This is a genomic window from Robertmurraya phoenicis (assembly GCF_047302285.1).
GTDB lineage: Bacteria > Bacillota > Bacilli > Bacillales > Cytobacillaceae > Robertmurraya.
On sequence record NZ_CP154845.1, the window covers coordinates 4,442,082 to 4,463,633 of the forward strand.

Below are 21,552 nucleotides of genomic sequence, written 5' to 3' on the forward strand. Positions count from 1 at the left end.
TCGCAGTTTCATTACTATATGAAATCTCGAATACTTCATTTTTTTTCAAAAGTCAACTTACTTATAGAGAGAGCAAAGGACAAACACAGTAGAATCCTTTGTTAAATTGCTATATCGATTATTTAGTTCAACCTGCTAGAATAATTGAATTTGTTGGCTTTTCTCATTGTTTTCACCATATAGACTATAACCAATATTTTTATATCCCTTTAATCGTTTTTCAAACATTGTCTGTAAAATACCAATGTTCGTATCTACATAATCATACACCTTTACTTCATTTTTATCACTATGATTACGGTGAAGCCGCCCTACATACTGTTGTAATGTTCCTTTCCAAGAGATTGGCATAGTTAGAAAGAGTGTATCTAATCTAGAGTCATCAAACCCTTCCCCAACATATTTTCCTGTTGCAATTAACAATCTCTCTTCACTATCAGGTAATCTAAATAACTTTTGTAGCGCTTGTTGTCGTTCTTTCTTCTTCATAGCCCCTGATAATATAATGATGTTCTTAGCAAATCCATTGAAAAGCCTATATAGCTCATCTACATGGTCTAAACGTTCCGTTAACACTATTGGAGATCGTCCTTCATCTAGAGCTTGCAGAACATCATTAAAAATCATTTCGTTTCGTTCTTTATTAGTAGATAACAAAGAATATATAGCTTGTATATCCATTTCATGTGTTTCCATTAATGTTTCTCTTTTAACAAGCGTTTGTTTAAACTGTCGAATATGGGCTTGCTGTTTATTATTCGTTTTATACCTTATTGGTCCACATTGCATAAATATTATTGGGTGCAATCCATCTTTCCTAACTGGTGTCGCAGTTAATCCATACACTTTCTTTGCTCGGACAGCTTTTAATACCTTTTCAAAGCTGACTGCAGAAATATGATGACATTCATCCACGATAATTTGCCCGTAATGATATAACTCAGGTTTTATTAAGCCATTATGATTAAGCGATTGAATCGTAGAAATATCTATATTATAGCTTGGCTTGTTTTTACCTCCACCAATTTGACCCAGTTCTTTTACTGGGATATTTAAAAATGTTGATAATCTCTCTTTCCATTGATCAACTAATTGTGTTCGATGCACAATTATGAGTGTATTGGTTTTATTTCTACTAATTAATGCTGCAGCTGTCACTGTTTTGCCAAAACCAGTATCTGCTGCTAATACTCCATTGTCATTATTAGCCATAGACATAACAGCTTCCTCTTGTTGGATAGTTAGTTGACCATGAAATTTAACATCAATGATCTTCCCCATGAATTGATTATTCAGAATTTCAAGAGATATTTTATATGTCGAGAAGATTTCCTGCACTTTCTCCATTAGACCTCGTGGTAGTATGAGCAAATGGTCATCAATCTGTGAACAATCAATCATTCTTGGAATTCGATGAGTGGAATAACGCTTTGCTTGCGCTTTGAAAAACGCTGGATTTCCAAATTTACCAAGTTTTTGTAATTCAAATAGTAACTTACTAGGTAATACTTTTTTGGGAATTTCAATTCCCCGATTTAATTCAATAGTAACTACCTTTGGCAAGCTAAAATCCTCAACTTTCTCCTTTACCTCAATAGAATTTCCCTCTACAAAAAAATTTGTTACTACTTTTAAAATGTTTTTTTCAGAAATCTTTTTTATTGACGATAGATATTGCCATTGATCAGGATATTCCTGAAATGAGTCATTTACAAACACACTATTCCCTTTCATTTTTGCTTGTTTCTGTAATGGAAGGGCTATTAAATTCCCAAAACCACCTTTAGATAATAGGTCTTGGTTTGGAAACATTCTATCAAAGGAATCCAGTCCAACTTCAAAACGTTTTTCGCTTGTTTTCGATAATAGACTCTTCCCAAATTCTCTAGCTATCGAAGCACTTATTGCTTTTTCAAAAAAGAACCAAATATGAGCACCTTCTCCTGAGCGGGAACGTTCGATGTGATATGATAACCCAAAATTTTTACAGATTTCAATAAATGAATATACATCATCTTTCCATTGTTTTTTGTCGAAGTCCATGGCCAGAAAATAACATGTATTATCTTCAAGTAACGGGTATATCCCCACAGTTTTTATACCCATTAAATGTTCGTATATAACTTGAGGTGTCAATGTCTGAAATAATCGATGAGAGCAATCCTGGCATTTGATTTTTGGTTTTTGACAAAGCTCTTTATCCCACTCATTATCACATGCAGGTGAATAACCAGACTTACCCGAAGTACTTGATTCCCACCTTTGAGCAAAAACATCTGATCTTCCCCGAAAAAGGTTCATAAAAAGTGAAATTGCAGTTCTTTCTTTAAGAGAAAAATCAGTCACTGTTTTCTTTACATTAGATGTTCGACTATAAGATGTTTTACGACCCTTTGCTTTATAGAGTTCCTTTTTTAATTGTCTATTTTCATTTTTGAGTCTATCAATTTCTTTTAAAGCTTGAGAGAGCTGTTCTTGAATATCCATAAGACTCCTCCATTCTCAGAAATCTTTAACTCTAGCTTAGCCAAGATAGCCTTATTTAACACTATTAAAAATGTATACCTTGTCATTGAACTTAATGAACAAACAAACTGAGAATTCCCGTCGTAGTTTGAAGGGTCAAACGGAAAGCTTAACTCAGAGAATCTGATACACTTAATATTGGTGGAAAACTCACCAACATATGGATAAGATTTGGGCGAACATTTACTTCATGTATGATTACGCCTTTTCTTTCACATATGTCTCTTATGATCTGTCCAATACTCATTCTATATTTTCCATAGATCATTTGTGAGATAAAGTGGTCGGGAATCCAACTTTATCCTACCATGAAGTGAGATTTTTTTGTTATCACATTATAAGCTTTCTGGAACCCTCGGCATATCCAGGGATTTTCAAAACCATAACAATAAGAACCTCTCGGAATTTCGAGAGGGTTTTTTGTAGTTGATTTGAAGGGAAGTATAAACTGAACATCAAGTTGATAATCTATTAGATAATATTTGCTCTTCACCTTTTTGGTAAAAAACATTTCCGAATAAGTTGCATTCTTTTTTACAACGTTTCTTTCATTTTACAATTTTCTTTTCCAAAATAAAGAGGCTTCCCACAAGTTTGCATAAACTCATGAGAAGCTTCATGATAAGGTCCACCTAAAGCACTTTCCCCTTCTTGAACATAGTCTTGACTGGAAAAACTAACACAAATTGGTTTGAAAAGCCCCCCTGACTTCATGTTTCGGGAGAAAAAATAACGCTTCGTTAATGTGGTGAATGGTGGGTTCTTCTTTTAAACATGTAATACAATGAGATATTTAATAATGCACCAACTATACCAGATAGTAAAAGACCGTAAATAGTTAATGTTCCATACATTTCTTTTGAATTATTAACAATTTCACCAAGTTCTAATGAGAATAGTTGCATTTGTACATAGAACTTTTGAGAGGCTTCAAGTATCTTCAGTGTTAGGAACTCACTCTCATCTTACTCATAAATTAAGTCGTATCAAGGGTTGTAGGCAGATATCACATCATGCCGCCCGTAGGTTGCTAGAGTGTAATATTGTTAACATTGAGTGAAAAAGTGCGGTAAATCAATGTTTTTGATATTTTTGGTTTTAATATCTTTAACGGTGATTTACCGCTTTTTATAGGATTGCGTTAGCAAAATGTTAGCATTTTCTATCCTGATTACAGCCACAAAAACCGCACCATATCCTCCGCTTTTCACTAACAGTTGCCGCGTAATATACCTCTTGCTGTTAACGTGGTTACCAAATAGAGAAAATTCAAGAGATTAAAAATGAAAGAGCACTCCTTAATTTTACCTAGGGTTAGGCTAAGGGTCTCCCTCGCAAGCGTACCTGAAATGCGGAATATCATTTTATATTGAATAGTATGGTTGTACTGCGCAAAAAAGGAAGCTTTTTAAAATCATTCCTTCTTCAACTAAGCTGCCTTAGTTAAAAAACAGAAATAACCTATTAGTTTCTTCTATAGTTAATTGTTAGAACAATATAATAAATGATAAACCCTACCGTAAGACCAGGAACTAAAGAGAATATCGGTAGAAATACTGGACCAAATAGGACACCCATTATTTTTAGTTTTGTTGAAAAAGTCAACCCAATTGTTATAAAAAAAGCGCCAAATACAAAAGGGATTTACGAATATGGATTTATTTCTCCTTCTGCATCCCTATATGCATCCCACATTACAAACATATACAAACATGGATAGAACCTAAGCCATTGATAATTTGTAACATCAATGGCTTTTTGTATTTCTCCTGTAAACGAATATATTGGCTAAGTTGAAGTTACTTAGTACATTTACAAGAAATTCTAATAGAATAAAGATACTGCCTTTATATAAACTTTTCATTTAAGAACTGACCAAAATCTGACAATGCTATGCTCCATAATAAAGCCTAATGTTTTCTAGGTTTGTTATGGTATCTCACCCAATATCACTCATTTCATCTTTTGTTTACGGTCCTCCATTTGAGGTGGCTCTTCCATCCAACCATTTTTAATCATGATTTTCGCACCCTTATGAGCATATTCAAAAATATCTTTCATAAAAATCGTATTTTTTGCGGGCAAGTCATTTCGTAAACTAAAAGCAGATCCGAGTGAATTGCTTCCCATAGAAAAACTACAAAAAAGACTTGTGCAATACATCATTAACTTATCAGAAAATGGAGCTACAGTTGAATCAGTTGCATTCCCTCCCGGAGTTTGAGGAATGGGAAGGTTTGTTTGAATCATAACTTCACTCAATTCTTTTACAATACCTTTAGCAAGTTCTGCGCCTTCATTAAAGAATTTCTTAACCTCAACATCATTTGCACACTGTCCAAAACCTAAAATCAATTGTAAACCTGTAAGATTTGATTCAATAGCTTTATGAACATGAGAAACCTCTACCGTATTCAATGTTCTTTTTTGGCTAAATGGATTGAGCCCTACTCCAGCTAAATAACTATTATTTTTAACAAATTCAACTGATTTTGGCATCGAAACGTAAGGTGTTCTAACAAGTAACCCCCTTTCAAGCAAATATTGAGAGCAAATCCTGAAATACTTTTGGGTGATAGCAGTAAGGTCTCCAAAAAGCATAGTTATATCTTCTCGAAACGTCATTGTCAAATTTAATGAATGTAATCCCATACTGATTTCTTTTATAAGGCGAACAAACATAATGTCAAAACCATTATCATATAGCTTGGGGACATCCTTATTTACATCTTGTGCTGTATATCCCACTGGTATAACAGCACCTTCCTCTTCGTATATCTGAACTATTTTACCAACATATATTTCAAGCTCTTCATGCAAATTAGTCATAATATTCTTGGCTTTTTCATCATCTGCTTTCGCTATAAAATACTCTAACATTCGCATAATCATTGTTTTTTCTTGATATGTTAACCATAACGTTCCTAATTCTGATGATGCAATTGATGCTTTATCTGGCATAATTAACCCTCCATAAAATAGTTAATTTTAGGTTGTGTAATTCATGCAGATTCATACTATTTTTATTCTTATTGAAAATTACTGCCTAGCTTAAGTACCCCCTTTCACTAATTAAACGAGATGCCTTTTAGTTGCGCAGTATAATATAAGTCTACGTAATACAAAAGTAATCTAGCCCGATTGCAGAATACTGATCAAATTGATAATGCATCATGCATCAACTTCTTCGTAAGCAAAAGAAAAAGGCTTCTCAAAAGTTTGATCAACTAATGAGAAGCCTCTTTATTAATTTAACTAGGTAACTTCTCTAGTAGGTTTTGGGCGCTGTATCTTATGCTAGTATTTTTCATTATGTTAGCACTTTTCAATGTATCTTCTATATTAACGTAAATTAATGTTTTTTCTTCCGGTTGAAAATAGCTACAGAAATACTAAAACTAATAATTAATAGAGAACCGAACCAAAAAATAGATAACAAGAGATTGTTACCAATAGGTGTTCCAATAAGAAGTCCACGTACTGTTTCAATTAGTGGAGTCATTGGCTGGTATTCTGCAAAGGCATGAAGCCAGCTAGGCATAGTCTCTGTAGGTACAAAGGCGCTACTAACATATGGAAGGAATAACATCGGAAATGTTACAGCGTTTGCTGTTTCCACACTTTTTGCCATTAAACCCATTGCTACAAACAGCCAATTGAGAGATAACATAAATAGAGACAAGAGTCCAATAATTCCAAGCCAATCTATGAATCCCGCATTTGGCCGGAATCCAATGAGGAATGCAACAAGAAAGATCATCGTTGTAGCGATCGCATTGCGAATGTATCCTCCCGTTACATGACCAACCATTAATGATGAAGGGTGTAGGGGCATACTGCGAAGACGCTCAAACAATCCACCAACCATGTCCTGCGTAACACTTATAGCTATTAGTGAACTTCCAAATCCTGCACATGTGATAATGACTCCAGGAACAACATAATTTACATACTCCGTCCCAGTCTGAATCGCCCCTCCAAAAATATAAACAAACATAACCATAATCGCTACTGGTAGTCCGATAGCCATTAATAGGGACTCTGGCTCACGGAAAATATGCTTTAAGCTACGATGGGACATTGTCCAGCCATCTGATAAAGCCCAATAAAACTTTGATTTACGCATTGGCAGATAGCCCCTTTCTATTTCGGCTTGTTAAATCCATAAATACATCATCAAGCGTTGGTTTTCGGAAGTTAACGGAGCTAGGCTCTAAGCCGTGTTCATATAGTATGTTAAGTAGTTGACGCAAACTTTCTATAGAACAGGTATTAATCGAGATCATTCGCTCGCTTTCATTAATTTGACCTTGTAAAAGCTTTAAAGCAAGCTGGCATGAACTCAAATCATCAAAGGTTAATTCTATCTTCTCTTCACCGATCAAGCTTTTTAGCTCTTCTGCAGTTCCTTCTTCTACAATCCTTCCACCATCGATGACAGCTATTTTATCTGCAAGTTGATCTGCTTCTTCTAAATATTGCGTCGTTAAAAAAATGGTAACTCCACCCTTTGCAAGTTGTTTAATCAGATCCCACATAGCTCTCCGACTCCGAGGATCAAGTCCGGTTGTAGGCTCATCTAAGAAAATAACTTGCGGAGAGGCTAGCAGGCTAATTGCAATATCAAGTCTTCGGCGCATCCCACCAGAATATGTCTTTACTTGTTTTTTTGCAGCATTTGTTAACTCGAATTGTTCAAGTAGTTCCATTGCCCGCTTTTTTACTAAATGGCCGCTCAAGTGATTTAGACGCCCCATCAGCATGAGGTTTTCTTCTCCTGTCAACAATTCATCCACTGCAGCATATTGACCGGTTAAGCTAATATTTTGTTTCACATACTTAGATTCGCGATGCGTATCATATCCAGCAATCAAAACTGAGCCACTATCTGCTTGAATCAATGTAGATAAGATGCGCACAGTTGTCGTCTTACCAGCTCCATTTTCTCCTAGTAATGCAAAAATTGAGCCACGCTTTACCTCGAGATTCAAATCATCTAAAACTAAATGCTTCCCAAAGGATTTTTTCAGTTTACGAACAGAAATAATATTATCTTTCATTACCTCACCTCTTTTTGATTGATTTAATCAGTCAATATAAACACAAAAATAATAACTGGTTTTTGATTGATTAAACCAGTCAATATAAAAATATAATAAATCTCCTCATTCGTCAACAAGGAATTTTGACAACAAATTGAGGAGAAGTAAGAATGGACTTAACGTGTCGTAATCATTCTTAAGAAAATGGCAATTTTATGGTCCATATTTTCATGCCAATAATCGGGATCATCTGCCATCACTCCAGAAATAATGGTGAGAAATAATCCCACCAGTTCTTCAGGATCCCCCTGAATAATTTCACCTGATTCTTGTCCTTCCATAAAAATTGGAATGAAAAATTCAACATACATCATTCCTACATTTTTCGTGAAATCGAGTATATGACTAGGAATGCCTTCTGTATTTTCTAAGTGTTGAATCACACGAAATATATTACTACTTTCAGACTTACTTGATGAAAGGGCAAACTTCGTAAATTGACGTAGTTTTTCTAAGGGTGAAACTGCCATCTCTGAAAGCTCATTAAGATATTTGCGCGTTTCATTTAATTCCATGGCCCATTCGAGGCTTTCGTATAACACTTCTTCCTTTGATTTGAAATAGTGATAAACCAATCCGTGACTAATTCCCGCTTCCTTCGCGATTAAACTAATCTTTGTTAGTTTAATCCCATTTTCTGCAAAAGTTTTAAGTGCAGCTCTCATAATTTGTATCTTACGTTCATTTCGAATATGTTCTAATTGATCTTCATTTAACGGCGCCATACACATCAATTCTCCTAAAGTATTGGTAACATGATTCTATCATATCACGAAAAAAAGACTAAACAGAAGTATACATAATTGGCCTGTTCTATATCATACAAAAGACCACAAAAAAGAGACCCCTCACAAGTTCAGTGAACTTATGAGAAGCCTCCGTTAAAAACCTCAATGTTCGCAACACAATCTCACCTTACTAACAAAATCCTTGTATACCAAGGGTTTAAGGGACATATCACATCATGCCTCCCCTATGGTGAGAGTGTGTTTTTCTACAATGATGTGTGATGAGAATGCGGTATATCAAGCTTTTGTTAATTTCTTACTGTAACATCGTTAACCTGAATTTACGGTTTGGAGATGAGTGCGTTAGCAAAATGTTAGCATAACTAAAATTCATTTTAGTAATTTTGCATGATAAAAGTATTTCTTCCTTTGCCATCTAGTTGGTCAAGATATCCAAGTAACATCCTTAATTGATTATTTGTATATCCCAATTTCAACCGTAAATCTTTAGTACTTTCATTTGGTAATTTAATGTTAGAAATCTTTGTCATTTCTCCAACATCAAATTGGGTTTTAAAAACAATAAATTGAGACAAATATTCTGAGATATCCACCTCATGAATAATGTCTTTTTGTCCATCCCATTTAAAAATGTTGATTTGCTTCTGAAATAAATCTATATTATTGCCTTCGATTAAAAAGCGGTAAATAAGATCACTTTTAATTATTGGTTTATCGTCTTCAAGGTTCAAGTAAGACTTCTCCATTAAAAACACAACAATCCCCATAAATAAATCTACAATTTGAAGAGGGATTGATTTATGTGAATCCTTATACCAAGCCTTATTAACATAATATTTCATTCCACGATATATTGCGTGTGCATTCATTTGCTGTTTTAGCTTTGAATATACTCTCATCTTTCCATATTCAGGGCTGTGATCTACAATAATTTCAACCGTTCTATAATCATCTGAAAGACCTCTAGTCAAACCGTAAAAAAGTCTTTCGGGAATTTTAACGTAAAACAAGTTACGTAATTCTGTGACTGAAATATCAGCGCTCTTAGAAAAGTTTAATGCTGTATCATTATCTACAACTCATCGAAAAAGATAGAGTATTTCAAAGTCCTTTATAATGGATAAGTCAGGTGGTAATCCATCCAAATCCACTAATAAAGGACATCTCACATGGACAAGATTACACGAAAAAATTCATTTGGACAATGGTTTTCACCAATCAATTCGAAGGTTTTTGAGGAACAAGTGAAAACATTGAATTTAGATTTCTATACGAAGAAATTAACGACGGAATTGTTCCTAAAATTACTGCTTTTTGCGCAGCTACAGGAATTCGAGAGTCTTCATGCGCTAAGTGATTGTCTTTTCGATGACAAGCTTCAAAAGGCAATCAACCTTGATTCTCTTAGCCACTTAACAATAGTCGGCTATGTAATTTTGCGGTTTTTTTCTATTAATCAAAAAAATAACTATATGGAGGCTATACAAAATGAAAAACACAAAAAAACATACCACTTGGGAGTCATTATCTGATACTCTCACCGCACAGCATTCTGAATTTCTAGGTATTTCGAGAAGACGAGTGTTTGAGTTGTTCAAAATGAACGTAAAAGACGGGGGTATCCCAAACTTTAAAATCGGTGCCACCAAAAGGGTAGATAAGGCAGATTTTAAACATTGGATTGCATTAAAAAAAGAAGAACAGTTACATGCATAGAGCATGATAAATCATATAAAAACTATTTTGAAAGAGAGGTTCAGATAAATCACTATGAAAGGTAGTTATTTCAAACGAGGTTGCACTTGTGGCGAAGAATGCACTTGTGATAATAAGTGGACCTTTGTTATTGATGTAGGAAAATATCTAAAACTAGGGAAAAGAAAGCAGATTTAGAGAGATAACTTTGACACTAGAGAACAAGCTGAAGCTTTAATCGAGAAAATTAAACAAGGTAAATTTCATATTGAAACCGATATGTTGTTCAAGGAATACGCTAGTATATGGCTTACGGAATACATTAAAGTTACCGCTCCAAAACCCGGTACTATCCGAATTAGAAAATACAGCATTGATAAATTTCTATCATTCTTCAAAGAGGTCAAACTTAAAAAAATCACCGAAGAAATGTATCAGGCTGTATTGGATGATTTAAAAGAGCAAGGTTTTGCAAGAAGTACTGTTGAAAGTATTCATACAACTGGAAGACTCCTTTTCGGGAAAGCCGTTGATAAGAAGTTGCTAAATGATAATCCGACGATAAATGCTTATATACTAAGAGAGGATGACAACATCATTAACGAAAACGAAGAAGACCCTCAAGATCTTCCAAAGTTTCTTGAAGTGGAGGAACTTCTACACTTCCTAGATATTGCAGGCGAAAAGGGACTATTCATGGATGAAGTAATCTTCAATGTATTATCTTATACTGGTATACGAGTTGGAGAATTGGTTGCCCTCAAATGGAGTAATATTGATTTTGAAAAGCATACCATAAGTATTAACAAAACGTATTACAATCCGAAAAACAGTACAGTAAATTACACCTTAGTTCGTCCAAAAACAAAAAAGTCAAAGCGTGTCATTACTGTCGATCACGAACTCATTAAATTGCTTGAGAAACATAAAGAAGAACAAGAAGAGATGATTTTACGTCTAGGAGACAATTATTACAATAAGGGGTTCATTTTCTCAAATTTCAATCATTATCCCGGCTATCCTGTTTTGATAAAATTTGTGCAGAATAGAATGGCTAGGTTATTGAAGCAGAGTGAGTTAAATCTTAAACTTACTCCACACTCCTTACGTCATACTCACACTTCACTTCTTGCGCAGGCTGAAGTGGAGATCGATGAGATTATGGACCGGTTAGGTCATGAAGATGATTCGACAACTAGAAAGATTTATCTTCATGTAACAAAGCATAGAAGAAGAAATGCTTCTAACAAATTTAGCGATTTAATTCGCAGTCATAGAAAATAAAAAAACTTGAAAGCAATGGTTGCTTTCAAGGTACATAGAACCTTAAAAGACGTTACTTGGTGTGTATACAGCAAAAAAATATCCCCTTTCAAGAGGATTTACTTTATTGATATATTAAGTCTTTGCAAGTCAATAACGAGACCAACTTCCTTCATGAAATCGTATCCGAGAATACCATCAATCTCAAGACCGTAGTCCATTGAACCTAATTCAACATTGAAGTTTTGGATCCCTATTTCATTCTGAATAGATATTCTATCTATATTTTTTGTATAAACGAACTCAAGTCCACCGACTCCTTGAATCGTTTGTGTTACATCGTTTGCTTCTGGCTTTACCCCTATTTCTTCAAGTTTATTCACATTAAAGATGGTTCCAGCAGAGCCAGTATCAAGTAAAACATTTTCTAGTTTCAAGCTTTGCCCGCGAAAAGTTACAGTAGCCTCTATAAATGGTAATTCTGATAATTCTTTTATCATAATCATATTTTTCTAAGTCCTGTCCATTTCTTCTCGCGTATATCGAGATCTTCTCTAGAAGTATGGAAAAAGTAAAGTTCACGATTAGGTTTTTGCTTGTGTAAATCATGATGTCGCCGAAATGCCTCCATTGAGTCATCAAAAGAATCTATTACGGCTATTTCATCTACTATTCGATAATTACTCTCTGAGTGCGCTTCAATTGCCTCAATTACAACCCATTTATCTGGGTATGCTTTTCGAACTTGTTCCCATAACATTTGTACTCCCCCTTTACAATTTAGTTACTTCTTATTCCCATTCTATCAAAAATTCCTCTCATATACCTCAAGATAATATGGAATAACTTTATTATCTCCCTTATTTAAATCGCCTATTAAAAAGGAGATTTCTGCACTTATCCTTCTTACAAGACAACCCCATGTAATCCAAGAAATGAAAAAAGAAGCTCCCCAAAAGTTCAGCGAACTCATGAGAAGCTTCTTTTGTGATTAACATGTGATTTTTTGAGAACTGCCCAAATGTAACACGCTTGATTCCTTGATATAACAGGGTTTCAAAGCAAGGTAATACATCATGCCGCCCGTAGGTTGCTAGAGTGTAATATTGTTAACATCGAGCGCAAAAAGTGCGGTAAATCAACGTTTTGGATATTATTGGTTGTAACATCTTTAGCGGGGATTTACCGTTTTTTATGAGATTGTGTTAGCAAAGTGTTAGCAATTTGCTAGCCTATTTACGCCCCTGAGATTTACAACTTACCATTAACGAATCTACAGTCTAGAAACGTCAAGAGGTTTTGTTATCATTATCTATGGAATAGTATGGTTGTACTGCGTAGCAACTAGGTCTATTGTTTTCTTGTGCAACATAAGCCTCCCATTTATTTCATCATATTCACACTTCTACATACAAGTAAATTAATTCTCAAGAAATATTCACCCAAAATTTATATACCCAAATAAAATGCTATTGTTAGTCTCATACAAAACAGTTCATCTTCTTTTTGTTGGCAAGTGTAGCAACGGAAACAGTACTTATCTATAACGCTCTTCAAATACCTTCCAAGCGTTGTTATATTTTTCTCCCGGAAAATCATGAATTATTTGTGAATCAAATAATATATGAAAGGTGTTTGGATCAATAATTTTTCTAAGATCACAACAAAAAGGATCCTCAACAATTCTAGGTAGTACAAAGGGGCTGCACACTTCTTGTAACGAAATACCACTGTACCTGATTTCAATATTTCCTTTAAGATTTTCTATTTGACGATTATCGATTGATCTATAAATTTCTGCTATTCCTCCAGGATATGGAAACTCCATAATAAAAATAAACTTCCCTGCAATCGCTTGCCATACTGACCACTTTTCTGCTCTTCTTAGACGTATTTCAAATATAGGAAAAGTTCCTTCAAACATTTCTTTATTTGCTAGAATTGCAAATTTATCAGACAAAACCCGAGGATTGCTTGGTCTCGTAAATGAAATTTTTCGTCTTCGGATTTGTTGTGAATAATTTTGATACAAACAAAGATTATTATTATTTATTCCAAGAATATTACACATACTCTCATTTCTGATAATCTTGTAGCTATCAGATTCAGTTTCTATTTCAATTAACTGAACCAATGGAGAATTACAAAACTCATCTTCTTTAAAACGAATAATATCATCTAAAACATTTCTCCCAGAGATCATAATTTCTTTCCAGTCTTCATGTGCATTCAAATTATCTATAGTAAAATCAAATAATAAAGCGGTAATTTTTTTACTCATAATTAATCTCCTTTAGGAAGGTAATTATACTGTTACGTATTTCGTTTTATTGTAATTTATTTAATATATCAAAGATTTCTATATCTCTATTTGTCGCTACTTTAATAATTTGTATTGCACTTTCCATATTAGCCTTCTCTAAGTTAATGATTTCGTTCATTATTTGTTCATATTTATCAGGATATTTTATAGCAACTTTTAGCATTGCTACTATAAAATAACCTCTGCGAACAATAGCATCTTTAATTGCTTGTAACATTTCTACACATTCACTAATAGTATTAGGTTTTTTATTTTGTAAACTATGCCCTGCAAAGAACGGCCTAACTTCATAATTTTCATCGACATAATCCCATAAGAAAAAGGTATTCACATATTTTTTGACAGTCTCGGCTTGAAGCCAATTTTTATCCGATTGAATAACCTGAAGACTCAAATCCCAATAGTCAGAAGTTTTACTTGTTCTTCCTCTATTAAATCCTCTCGGAACTAATACAAAATTACCAATAGTATGAGTTAATTTTGCATAAATATCAAGTAAAGCCCCGATCTCTTTGTTCTCTAGTACATTTGCAACTAAATTTAAAAATCCTTTCCTACTAGTATCTGGCTTACTCCAATGCGTTTTTTTTTCAATCCCTTTAAAGTATTCAATCTTTCCGTTGGGACTCACAACTTCAACTACTTGGGTCAATACATTAAAATAAGAATTCATAGTATCAGGTCCCATCAGCATATTATTGAAATAAGCTGTATTTTTATACCTATTTTCATTCTCGCTACTCCATTCCCATAGAACTTTGTAAATATCACGTGTTAACCCACATGTCTCTGTAGCATTATCCCCGCTTCCGTCGCAGTCCCAATTCCCCACTTCATTTCGATACTCTAGCCATAATTGGATATTACCGACACTCTTATAAATGCCTCTTTCATGTTTAAAATCGTAATGCACAAGCTCATCGACATTTTTATTTGCATTTATTAATGTATTTACATTTTTATATGTCATTAAATTCCCTCCATCCATTCAGAAAAATTTTGTCTTCTACCCTAATACTTTTGTTGCATTTGCTGCGATATGAGACGTTTTTGAACATAATTCTAGAATTTCATCTATAAATACTAGACTCAATGCATTCACTACTTTATGAATGAACATAATTGCCTCAGGATCATCGTGCCAATATTCCGGGGTATCATATTTATCCCACTTAAAAATTTTAACACTCGAATAACAATGTAAGTATTCGATGTAATCTACACTTTATTTTAATTCTTCAATGCTAATTAATTGGAATATTTTTGTTGTGCAACTTCGAAACTATCCTCTGTCCATTGCTCCACATTTAGAGCAAACTTTTTTGAAGAACAATAATGAAAAAAAACAACTTGGATTTAGCTCAAACCAATGTTCATCTTTAAGCGAATCAATACCTTAACAACCTTTTAGGAAAAATTGTACTGTAACGATAATTTTATTTTCTATATAGTTCCAGCAATGTTTTATTGTTCCTGGATTAGTATAACAGAACGCTCCAAGATTCAAAATGACTTAACCATTGTTTGCTAATGGATAAATCTGCATTTTCAGTAATTAGATAATTTAATTATTACTCATTTTAGTTCCGTATTAAAAAGATTATATAAAGTTTGATCTCCGACGTTCTGTGTCTTCTTAGCTCTTCCTGCTTTAAAAGTTTTAGGTCCAGGGTGAAATTCAATTCACTAAATCTGTGTGTTTTAAATTGCAAAATGTATTTTGTTAATTGTCATTTCCTCTAAAGGCAAACACACCGAAGTTGTCGATTAGTTTTTAAAATTTGCTTTAATAGATAATGCTCCATAAACATCTCCACAACAGGCTTTAATAAATCAAAATATATCTTTTGCAATTGCGGATAGCTTATAAAGCAAAAACATTCAACCCTCCAGTCAATTCAAATTTGAATTATTAAGAATAAATTGAAGCATAAAATCACTTCTTCATGATCCCGCACGTTCCAAGTGGCTTCCAATTGGCATGAAAAAGTTTTGCCATCTCAATTACTCCTAATTATTTGATAATTGAAGTATACCAATTATCTACACAAACTTTTGCAGGCAACTGGAATATTTCTACTTGACAAAACCATTTATTAACTAAAACTACAAGGTTTCCAATTTATTGTTTAAAGTTTTCTTAATATCTCTCTTTAGTTTCTCTGGATATATGTCTGTAATTCCAATAATGTATTGCATTAACCACACCTTCATCGCCTCGTAACTACTTTCAAGCTTTACTAATATTTCATCACCATTTACTTCTTCAACTTTTGTTGCTGTTCCAAAAGAATCACCGATTTGTTTTAATAGCCACTTTTTAGCTTGAAATGAAAAGGTTTCTGTAAAACCTCCGAATAAGTGTGGTTGAGTTTGAATATATTGTTGAATATTAAAATTTCCAGGTAACGAAATCACCTTTCTATCTCCAAGAACTTTAACATTTTTCATTTGATCTGCCCTTAGAAAATAAACTTTCAATGTATCTTCAAATGTACAGAGCACATAATAAAAATCTTTGCTCCAAACAATGGAGTGCGGAGAGATAATGCGCTTTTCTTCCACCCCATTATTGTTTAGGTAAGGAACCCAATTATAATTCATATCATATTTTAAATAAGTGACTTCCACTTTATTTCTTTTTTGAATTGCTTTTGAAATTTCTTCTAATGATAAAAAAAGTTGAGGATTGTAATTTGAAGCATGGAATTTATTACGTAATTGTTCCTCATAGTGATACGGGATATTTTCTCCATTTAAAGAAAATATCTTTTTTATTAATTCATAACTATAATTCTTTCCGACTAATTTAGAAAAGGAAATAATATCAGCTAACAGTTTTATTTCAGAGGCATCAAAATTATGTATTACTCGTGCTTCTTCACCTTCTGTAATAATTTCATCATCAAAAAAGCTTATATTTTCATCAATAGCTTGTTCTGATAAACTTTCTAGTCTCTTAAAGTGACCTACTATTGTTCGTTTATCAATTTTTTTATCCATTCGAAATTCTGTCTTGATTATACTTGCAACTTTATCAGCAGATAATGATTTATTTTCATTCGTATTCTTCTTTAAAATCAAATAAGTTAACAAGAGATAGTAACTATTTGCATTTTCCAAGCAAATTGACCCTCCTTGCTAATGTTTTTTGGTGCTTTCCTCCAAAGTTGGCCTTTAATTATGAATGGTTAATCGAATTAAACCAAAATACAAATAGTCGATTAGATACTTATATTTCAACTTAGTGCCGCCTGTTAAAAATATCTGTTTATGTCACACATATTGTAAAATTTTGCATTTAGTTAGAACGAATTTTCCTCATTAGAAAACAGAGAAGGGCTGCGAATTCATGGTGTCGAAATTCATTGCTTCTTTTGATATAACTATCTTATAAACGAGCACCCTTTATTTGTGATCTACTTTATTCGTTTCCTTTTCTCAATAAACCTGCTCCATTACCTGAATTAGAAATACCTTAATTCCTTGTTTAATTAAGCACCCTTTTAGCGAATAATTAATTGCTACATGATTTTTTGAAAACCTATTTCTCTTTTATTGTAGGGTTTAGGATATAAATTCCAAACTGTTAATATTCATAAGATTATCACTGAGATGATGATTATAATCTTCAAGTCTCATCTCCCTCTTAAAATTATTCAATTAAATTGCCTTTATTTAACACAGTATAACAAACCCTTGTTCACATAGATAGGTAAGTGTTTGAATTTATCGCTCCCATTTCCACCTACACTGTACGTACGGCTTTCTCCGAATACAGATTTCCAACTGATCTTATCCATTCAGTTATATGTATAGTGAAATGAAGCTATTTAACTTAATTTGTGATTAAGTCATTTTTGCATTGTTTACGAAGTTCATTTACTTTTTGAATTTGTTTATTTGTCAGCTCTAACATTTTGATTAGAACTTGAATTTTATCGATATTTTTATTATGTACCAGTCGGTGAAAAGATTCATGTAACACAATCAGATTTGAATACTTGTCATCTCTTGAGAGATGATATAGTTCTATATGATGGCAGTGCCAATCATGGTCACCCAGTCTATACCTGTTAAGACACATTTTCCATGTTGAGCAATAAACTTACTAATGCAGTTGTCGTTATATTGTTATACTCAATCGCTCAATTTGAGATAAAGTTTCTCATGACATTAGCTATAACAATTATATAATGGCTCTAAGGTTCTGATGTATTATACTTCTAACTTTTTTATGAATAAAATTCGCATAGCTATTCAAACCAAAAAAAACTCACTGCTCTTCAATAGTTTTTGAAATGCTTTTTTCAAAAATAGTGGTGGATTTTCTTTTTTTGTTCACTCTTCTTGAATACACATTCTTCCATAGCTGAAGTTATTTATTGCGCAGTAATAGTCAACTACGAAACACAAGAGTTACTCCACAGTTTGTTCCCGTTTTAGGAAAACTGATTCTTATTGAATGGTACATTTCAATGGCTGTAATCAAAAGCTGTCTAAAATAGAAATAGTAAGTTGATTAGCCATTACGGATTTGATTTTAATTAGAAGTGGCAATAAAAGTAGATCATGGAATAGATCATAATTGAGTATAATTAATATGCATCACCTCTAACGTCAGCAAAAGAAAAAGGCTTCTCAAAAGTTTAATCAACTAATGAAAAGCCTTTTTTTATATATCTGATGTTAACATTTAACATTTTGTTAGCAAATTGCTCGTGAACGCTTATATATCAAGGATTCGAGCGGTCATTACATGATGCCTCCCCTAAAATGAGAGTGTGTAATATATTTATCTCTGTATGCTTAGAGTGCGATATTACTAGATTTTGTTAAATTCTTACTGCATTATACTTCACTTGATTTTACTATTTTTCACTAGATTGCGTTAGCAATTTGCTAGCCTATTTACGCCCCTGTGATTTACAACTTACCATTAACGAATCTACAGTCTAGAAACGTCAAGAGGTTTTGTTATCATTATCTATGGAATAGTATCGTTGTACTGTGCAACAAATTATTTTTTAGTTTTTACATAGATCTTTCTTATTTAACTTACGATTGTTACTGTTGAATGAATGTGAGAATAGAGAGCCCCATAGATGGAAAACTCTTGCATATCTAAAATTAATATCCTCATGATTTTGATCTTCACTAAAATCACTCAAATTCAGAATTACATATTATTACATATTAGAATACTATATCGACATAAACAAACTCCTCAGATTCCCCCATCTCGTTATATGTTACAACAAGAACTTTTGTTGAATAAATAGAGTCACGTGACAGGGTGAACTGCATATCGGAAGCCATTACACCGAAACCAGTAAACATGGCTAATCTTTCATTATCATGATTTGACCAATACACGGAGTATCCAAGAATATCTGATTCATCCTTCACTTTTCCAATTCTGAACGTAATTTCATCATTATCAACAGTATACTCGATGAAGGAAGGTCCATATTTAGGTAGAATAAATTCCCTTACTGTAACATTAAATGTCGTAGAAGCTAACAATTCTTCACCTTCAGCATAGTAAAGATTCAATGTGATGGTAGCTTCACCAGGGTGTTTCCCTAGAATCTCAACCCAGCCATCCATACTTTCAACTATCACCGATTCATCACTACTTATTGCTTCAATGCGATACATTTCACTATTAAAATCAACATCTTCTCCAAACGGATCAATGAAAATTCCATATAACTCCACACCAGAATAGTCATTCTCGATCACTTGGCGATTATTCACTTTCCTACCCATTGAATACGCTTGATAATCGTTGATAGGAGTAAACACAGAAACATGAGATAAACCAAAATCATTTTTAGAAAAAACTAGAATCCCTTTGGCTTCATTAGGTATTTCTATACCCTCTGGAAAATTATAATGAATGTCCTTACCAGTCTTTTCTAGAATCGCAATTGGTTCACCAAGTTTCTGCCTTTGTTCATCTGCCCAGAATAGCACATATTCAGTCAAATAAGTTTCATCTTCTGCTTTTGTAATCATTACTTTAGGAACTATTTCATTATATAAAGGATTAGTATCAATAAAATCAACTGAATCAGCAGTTTCCGATGGAATACTCATAACAACTTTGATATTAATCTCTTTAACCATCTCATCATTTTCTAGTCTAACTTTAAATAGTAATTTAGTTTCACCAGGGCGAATAGGAGTAACTTGTAATTGCGAATCTACCATACTTACAGTTGCAACCTCTAAATCGTCCGATTGAACGGTTGCTTCAAGCCTCTTATCTATGGCATATAAATCAGTTAAATCAATATTTTTTACTCCTTCTGATAAATTAAGGGAATAAAAAGACAATGTTTCTAAGTATTCCTCTATCTTCTGCATTAACCTAGCTTTCTCCTCTTCTCTCTGACGCTCTTCTTCCTCTCGTTCATTCGAGGGACTCTCTATTTCAGGTCGTGGTGGTTGTGGCATAGGTCTAACTATTTCAGGTTGTGACGGTCTCTCTCTTTCTCTCTCCTGATTTCGTTCCTGATTTCTTAATCTCTCTTCTTCGCTTAATTGTTCTAAATATCTTTTCTCAGCCTCCTGAGCAGCTCGTTCCTGTGCTAAGCGATTTTCTTCTCTTTGCTGTTCTTCTTTTTGTCGGATTTGCTCTATAAGTTGTCTCTGTTGTTCTTTCTGCTGTTCTCTCAGTCTTTCCTCATCCATCCTTACCCGTTGCCTATCAGAGAGCTGATTCTCCAATACTAGCTGATGTAGCGCACTGTCTCTATTCATGTCAATACGACTCCGCTCATCTTCTATCGGACTATTAAACTGATCCACTAATAATCCGACTTCTTCTGAAGTAATATTTCCTCTTACAATAGATTGATTAAGAATATATTCATGCAACATGTTTGTGTTTTCTTCTAAGCTATCAAAATCTTCAGCCTTAGTTAATCCATATTCTTCTCTTAAAGATTGGTTACTATTTAATAATTCCAATAATCTTTCATTTTCTTCATCAATCTTCACTTTATTCTCTATAAAACTCGCTAAAATAGAATGATCCAAATCCATTACAAGGTCCCCAGTTGAAATAGCCCCGGGATGTGTATCACTACGGTCTTCAGCAGGTACTCTCAATTGCTGGGATGGCAACACATTTGTAAATCTATCCGGTGTTGGAATAGAAGATGCCCTCACGATGCCAGAAGCCACAAACAGACTAGTCTCCCCTGTTTCTTGATCAACAGAAATTAAAAAATGTGTACCTATTGGCTGATATTGAAAATCATTAATATTCACAAAATACTCATCGTGTTCCCCCATATGATATACAACCCCGAAATGTTGATTCATTTCAATATAAACACCTTTTTTGTCGTCCATAATTTTAGTCATTTCTATAGATGAATTCTCACCAATCATAAACATTTCTTGTGAATTCAATTCACCCTTAGCTACAGAATCTTCTTTCGTCTTGATTATATCGCCTGGATATATTTGTATTTCATTTGTTTCAATTGTTTCTTTTTCATCTCTTATAATAAGGACTTCCCCATTAATAACATTTAATGTAATGTTATCATTACTATCCATCTCAGTTTCTTCATTTTCAATTAACTGTTCTGAACTAGTACCTTCCAATTCTCCAACTTCTTCAACTGAACCATTGGCCTCTTCTTTAGATGAAAAAAATCCATTTGATGTCATTACAATGATAATCATTAGCACAATGAAAGAACCTATTAAAATATACTTTTTCATACCTGCCTCCTTAAAGTATTAAAAAATCTATTTATACATGATAAAAATTGACTATTTTCGTTGGCTATACGAGCATTAGTTTACAATAAAACATCTCCAGTCTTAATCTCACCACGGAAATGTAAAAACGTGTGGCTAGGGTTTCCTTTCT

General features: G+C 33.5%; 14 protein-coding genes and 2 pseudogenes. 3 read left to right on the plus strand and 13 right to left on the minus strand.

Annotated elements, in window-relative coordinates:
- Nucleotides 1–135: 135 nt before the first annotated feature.
- From AA0X71_RS22110 to AA0X71_RS22140, 7 genes and pseudogenes are all read right to left on the minus strand, one after another.
- Entirely contained in the window at nucleotides 136–2,487 is a 2,352-nt protein-coding gene (locus tag AA0X71_RS22110; RefSeq protein ID WP_413357448.1) for a TOTE conflict system archaeo-eukaryotic primase domain-containing protein, read from the minus strand.
- 163 nt (nucleotides 2,488–2,650) lie between these two features.
- Nucleotides 2,651–2,794 (minus strand): annotated as a pseudogene (locus tag AA0X71_RS22115) (transposase); the annotation flags it as partial.
- 1,685 nt (nucleotides 2,795–4,479) lie between these two features.
- Nucleotides 4,480–5,487 carry a DUF3231 family protein gene (locus tag AA0X71_RS22120; protein WP_413357449.1) on the minus strand — a complete coding sequence of 336 codons (1,008 nt, stop codon included), beginning with the start codon at nucleotides 5,485–5,487 and terminating at the stop codon, nucleotides 4,480–4,482.
- 391 nt (nucleotides 5,488–5,878) lie between these two features.
- Nucleotides 5,879–6,652: an ABC transporter permease gene (locus tag AA0X71_RS22125; RefSeq protein ID WP_413357450.1), complete on the minus strand. Its 774-nt coding sequence runs from the start codon at nucleotides 6,650–6,652 to the stop codon at nucleotides 5,879–5,881.
- Nucleotides 6,645–7,586: an ATP-binding cassette domain-containing protein gene (locus AA0X71_RS22130; protein ID WP_413357451.1), complete on the minus strand. Its 942-nt coding sequence runs from the start codon at nucleotides 7,584–7,586 to the stop codon at nucleotides 6,645–6,647. The genes AA0X71_RS22125 and AA0X71_RS22130 overlap by 8 nt, the downstream gene beginning before the upstream one ends.
- A gap of 158 nt (nucleotides 7,587–7,744) precedes the next feature.
- Nucleotides 7,745–8,353, minus strand: coding sequence for a TetR/AcrR family transcriptional regulator (locus AA0X71_RS22135; RefSeq protein WP_413357452.1), 609 nt, complete (start codon nucleotides 8,351–8,353; stop codon nucleotides 7,745–7,747).
- 398 nt (nucleotides 8,354–8,751) lie between these two features.
- Nucleotides 8,752–9,387, minus strand: coding sequence for a hypothetical protein (locus AA0X71_RS22140; RefSeq protein ID WP_413357453.1), 636 nt, complete (start codon nucleotides 9,385–9,387; stop codon nucleotides 8,752–8,754).
- Nucleotides 9,388–9,546: 159 nt separating this feature from the next.
- Between AA0X71_RS22140 and AA0X71_RS22145 the strand changes: the two are divergent.
- From AA0X71_RS22145 to AA0X71_RS22155, 3 genes and pseudogenes are all read left to right on the plus strand, one after another.
- Nucleotides 9,547–9,786 (plus strand): annotated as a pseudogene (locus AA0X71_RS22145) (DUF4372 domain-containing protein); the annotation flags it as partial.
- A 79-nt stretch (nucleotides 9,787–9,865) separates the two neighbouring features.
- Nucleotides 9,866–10,093: a helix-turn-helix domain-containing protein gene (locus AA0X71_RS22150; RefSeq protein WP_413357454.1), complete on the plus strand. Its 228-nt coding sequence runs from the start codon at nucleotides 9,866–9,868 to the stop codon at nucleotides 10,091–10,093.
- Nucleotides 10,094–10,354: 261 nt separating this feature from the next.
- Nucleotides 10,355–11,356, plus strand: a complete 1,002-nt coding sequence (locus AA0X71_RS22155) for a tyrosine-type recombinase/integrase (RefSeq protein ID WP_413357455.1) — start codon at nucleotides 10,355–10,357, stop codon at nucleotides 11,354–11,356.
- Nucleotides 11,357–11,454: 98 nt separating this feature from the next.
- On the opposite strand, the gene AA0X71_RS22160 is transcribed toward AA0X71_RS22155, so the two are convergent.
- The 6 genes from AA0X71_RS22160 to AA0X71_RS22185 all read right to left on the minus strand — a co-directional run bounded on the left by AA0X71_RS22160 (nucleotide 11,455) and on the right by AA0X71_RS22185 (nucleotide 21,401).
- The gene (locus tag AA0X71_RS22160) at nucleotides 11,455–11,841 is read right to left on the minus strand and encodes a retropepsin-like aspartic protease (protein WP_413357456.1); all 387 of its coding nucleotides are present in this window, start codon (nucleotides 11,839–11,841) and stop codon (nucleotides 11,455–11,457) included.
- Nucleotides 11,838–12,095, minus strand: a complete 258-nt coding sequence (locus AA0X71_RS22165; protein WP_413357457.1) for a hypothetical protein — start codon at nucleotides 12,093–12,095, stop codon at nucleotides 11,838–11,840. Before AA0X71_RS22165 ends, AA0X71_RS22160 begins: the two co-directional genes overlap by 4 nt.
- 777 nt (nucleotides 12,096–12,872) lie before the next feature.
- Nucleotides 12,873–13,616 (minus strand): hypothetical protein, encoded by a 744-nt coding sequence (locus AA0X71_RS22170; protein WP_413357458.1) that lies wholly within the window; start codon nucleotides 13,614–13,616, stop codon nucleotides 12,873–12,875.
- A 46-nt stretch (nucleotides 13,617–13,662) separates the two neighbouring features.
- A complete protein-coding gene (locus AA0X71_RS22175; protein ID WP_413357459.1) occupies nucleotides 13,663–14,628 on the minus strand; it encodes a hypothetical protein in 966 nt (321 codons plus the stop codon).
- A 1,136-nt stretch (nucleotides 14,629–15,764) separates the two neighbouring features.
- Nucleotides 15,765–16,781, minus strand: a complete 1,017-nt coding sequence (locus AA0X71_RS22180) for a WYL domain-containing protein (RefSeq protein WP_413357460.1) — start codon at nucleotides 16,779–16,781, stop codon at nucleotides 15,765–15,767.
- Between the two features lie 2,073 nt (nucleotides 16,782–18,854).
- Entirely contained in the window at nucleotides 18,855–21,401 is a 2,547-nt protein-coding gene (locus AA0X71_RS22185; RefSeq protein ID WP_413357461.1) for a hypothetical protein, read from the minus strand.
- Nucleotides 21,402–21,552: the final 151 nt, after the last annotated feature.